Source organism: Streptomyces sp. NPDC060366, from assembly GCF_042725135.1.
Lineage (GTDB): Bacteria > Actinomycetota > Actinomycetes > Streptomycetales > Streptomycetaceae > Streptomyces.
The window spans coordinates 1-3439 of the sequence record NZ_JBHXDC010000043.1 but is presented as its reverse complement, the minus strand read 5'-3'; the positions used below and the strand labels follow the sequence as shown (position 1 = coordinate 3439).

At 69.6% G+C, this 3439-nt stretch carries 2 protein-coding genes and 1 pseudogene; 1 reads left to right on the top strand and 2 read right to left on the bottom strand.

All coding sequences use genetic code 11. The features are described 5' to 3' along the window. Positions 1-444 (top strand): hypothetical protein (locus tag ACFWHU_RS38335; protein WP_387230961.1); only part of this gene is annotated, 444 nt, incomplete at its 5' end. 79 nt (positions 445-523) lie between these two features. On the opposite strand, the pseudogene ACFWHU_RS38330 reads toward ACFWHU_RS38335, so the two are convergent. Together ACFWHU_RS38330 and ACFWHU_RS38325 are read right to left on the bottom strand one after the other, a co-directional pair. Continuing rightward, positions 524-1004: pseudogene (locus ACFWHU_RS38330) on the bottom strand (transposase); the annotation flags it as partial. 506 nt (positions 1005-1510) lie between these two features. After that, positions 1511-2305: a pentapeptide repeat-containing protein gene (locus ACFWHU_RS38325; protein WP_387230959.1), complete on the bottom strand. Its 795-nt coding sequence runs from the start codon at positions 2303-2305 to the stop codon at positions 1511-1513. Positions 2306-3439: the final 1134 nt, after the last annotated feature.

Genomic DNA, 3439 nt, shown 5'->3' with positions numbered 1-3439 from the left:
AAGAAGAAGGCCAGGGCCGTGGCCAAGTCGACGAAGAAGGCGACCGAGTCGAACGCGGACCCGCTCTACCAGCAGGCCCGCGTCGACTGTGGCGGTTACGACACCTGCGTCACCGAACGGACCGCCAAGCTTCGGACCCAGGCCGCAGACGAGAAGCAAGAGGCCGCCAAGAACAAGGAAGTCGAGAAGAAGAAGGCCAGGGCCGTGGCCAAGTCGACGAAGAAGGCGACCGAGTCGAACGCGGACCCGCTCTACCAGCAGGCCCGCGTCGACTGTGGCGGCTACGACACCTGCGTCACCGAACGGACCGCCAAGCTTCGGGCGCAGAAGAAGGCGACCGCAGCCAAGACCACGACGGGTACCGAGCAGCACAAGCAGTCTCAGAAGAAGACGCAGACTCCGGACTACCGAGGCAAGGGGGGCGTGAAGGCCTCGGCTGCCTGAGCCCGCGGGATCGGACGCAGACATCTCAGCCCGCAGCCCGCCCACCTCAGCGGGCTGGCCGCGGGCTGAGCTTGTTTTTTTAACTGGTTCGCCGGGGTTTGGTGCCCTTCTTGTGGTGGGCGGGGCGGGCGTATGCCTGACCTGTGGCGAGGATTCTGCCCACGTCGTGGCGGGTGGCGGGCGACGGTTCTTCGAGCCGGGTGGCCGGCTGGGTCCGGGGCGGGTGGGTTTCTGTGCACCGGCTGGGGAGCCGGCCTTCGTGTGGAGGTTCCTGAGCCCGCGTCGGACTCGTGCGGGGGTGAGCTTGTCCGGCTGGGCCGGTTTTTCCCACGGGCGGGGAGGTCGGTGGCCAGCGGGCGGGCGAGTCTGAGCTGGGTGTGGGCGGCGATCACGAGCCAGGTCCAGCGGTCCGCTGCGGCCGAGGTGCGAAGCCTCGGCCGGGTCCGGCTGAGGGTCTGCTTCAGCATGCGGAAGGTGTGTTCGAGGTCGAAGCGGCGGAGGAAGGACTGCCAGCAGCGGTCGACGTCCGCCGTGGTGGCGCCGGTGCCCGACCACCGCAGCGGACCTTGGCTGCGGGTTCCGCCCACGAATCCGGCAGACACCAGGACTTGAGGGCACATCAAATGATGGGTGGCGTAGCCGCTCACCGCCGCCACCCGTTGCGTAGGGGGCGTTGCTTAGGCAGTTGCTTAGGCAGTTGCTCAGCCTCTTGCGTAGGGACCTGCGTAGGGCCTTGCTTAGCCCCTTGCGGGCCCCCGGCCCACGGTCGGACACCGTCCCAGGTCAAGCACGGTTTTTCTCATGGTCGAGTGTCTGACATCCCCCTCTGAGCCCCACCTCCCCGCCCGCTGCAGAAGAAGAGAGAAGGGCGCGGGCAGGTCGGCGCGGCGCGTCGAGGGACCAGGCGGTGGGGGTCTTGCCAAGCCCTGGGCCGCGCGCCCAGGGCCTCCTCATCCGGTCTTCGGGCTTCCCAGAGTCTGTAACTCCTCGTGCTGGTCGTGCCCACCCCGCCCCTTGTTGCTGACCTCGTCGGTGACGAGCCGCGGACCCAAGCAGAGTGGAGGCGCTATCGCTTCCTGCCGTCCAGCTTCGCGTCGCCCAGCTTCGCGAGGTTCAGGTCTGTGTCGGTCAGGTCCGCGCCTTGCAGATTCGCGTGGTCCAGTTTCGCGCCGAGCAACCACATATTTTTCAGGTTTGCGCGGCTCAGGTACGCGCCGCGCAGGTCCGCGAAGTACAGGCTGGCGCCGCTCAGGTTCGCGCGCTCCAGCCTGGCGCCGCTCAGGTTCACGCGGTCCAGGCTGGCGCCGCTCAGGTTCACGCGGTCCAACATCGCGACGCTCAGGTTCACGTCGTCCATGTGCGCGCCACCCAGGTACGCACCCTCCAGGTTTGCGCGGGCCAGGTACGCCCCGTGCAGGTCTATGCGGGCGGTGCTGTCATAGGAGGGGTCCCGATTGCCGAGTGCGGTGAGGGCCGCCTGGATGTCGCTGGTTGGGCCCTCGGGGATGATCGGTTCCGGTTTCGGTTCCTTGGCGTGGTTGCGGATGTAGGCGGACAGGATGTTGATGATGGAGGGCTGGTCATGGGGGGATTCCTCCATGATGCGCTGCAGGGCGTAGATGCCGCTCAGACGTATCTCCAGGGAGTCCTCGCCGATGTCCCCGACGGCGGTGTTGTAGCGGTCAGTGACCTGCCCCTTGCGGGTGAGTGCGTGCTCATCCTCGACCTGCTTGATCGACTGCCAAGAGAAGACGATCACGACGAGGGTACCCAGGGCGGCCACGGTCCCTACGGCCTGTTGGATGCGCGTCCACCAGTCCGTGGGCGCGACAACAAACGATTGCCGGGCGGCGGGAGACATGGGCGCGGGGGTGCGGCGACGTCGGCCTGGCGGGCGGGAGCCGATCGGAGCGGCAACGCGGCGGGCCGCAGGCCGGCTGCGGCGACGGGCGACCCGCTGCAGCCGGGCGGCTCGGCCAGAGCGGCGGGAGGGGGTGACGGCCATGAAGATGTTGATACGGGCGACAGGCGGCCGGTGCGCCCAATGTTGCGAAGCTGTAGCAGTGCCTTGAGCGAAGCTGGCCGGTTTGAGGGTGCCGGTGCAGACCCGCCGAAAGTCGTGGTGCGGCCGACTCGGCGCGCTCCTGCCGACGGTCTTGCTCCTGCTCTCCCGCCGGGCAGCCCTGCTGTCCGGCGGAGGTGACATCTAGCCGTCCTGACGGACCGCCATGACCGCCACCGGGTCACCCCTTCCACGGCCCCGTCCATCCGTTCCGCCAGGTGGACGTGTGGGGCTGGGGAGTTGAACGCGCGGGCCCATGCTCGCGCGCCCGCCCCGGCCGGGTCTGCCGGGGCGGGCCGACGCGCGGCGCGTCCGGGGCGGGCGGGTGCCCGTACGGCCCTCCGGTCGAACACCTGGCGGAGCCAGAACACCCGTCGCTGAGCGCCGGTCGGGGGTCGCGCGCGAAAGGCGTGCGCGCGTGCACGTGCGCACGCGGGCACCCCTTGCGGTCCAGGAAGGGCAGTAGACCCGCGCACCAGCTAGTCGGTAGGCGCCTCCGCAGTCCTGAAGGGACTTGCGGGGCTTGCCCGCCGACGTCGCACAGTGCAGGTCGGCGTCACATCCGGCCGCCGCCACCCCATAACCCAGATGGAACGAGCGGCCACCGAGGGCCGCCGCGAGGGGTCCGTCAAGCGCTCGCGAATCCGTACGAGACCGCCTCGCAGGCCCCGGCGCCGGCGGATTCGCGAGAACTGGAACGACCTCCGCCCGGCGACGACTGTGACCTCCACGTACCGCCCAACTACCGAAGGAGCGAACCCTGATGAACACCAACCCGACCGCCCCCGCCCTCACCGGCACGGCCCCCGTCCCTGCCGCCCGGCCAGTACCGCCCGAGCCGCAGTCGCCGGCGCCCGCCCCGGCGACACCGTCACTGATGCCCGCGGTGACCCTGCTCGCCGTCCTGGTGCTGCTCCTGTCGGCCGGAGCGGC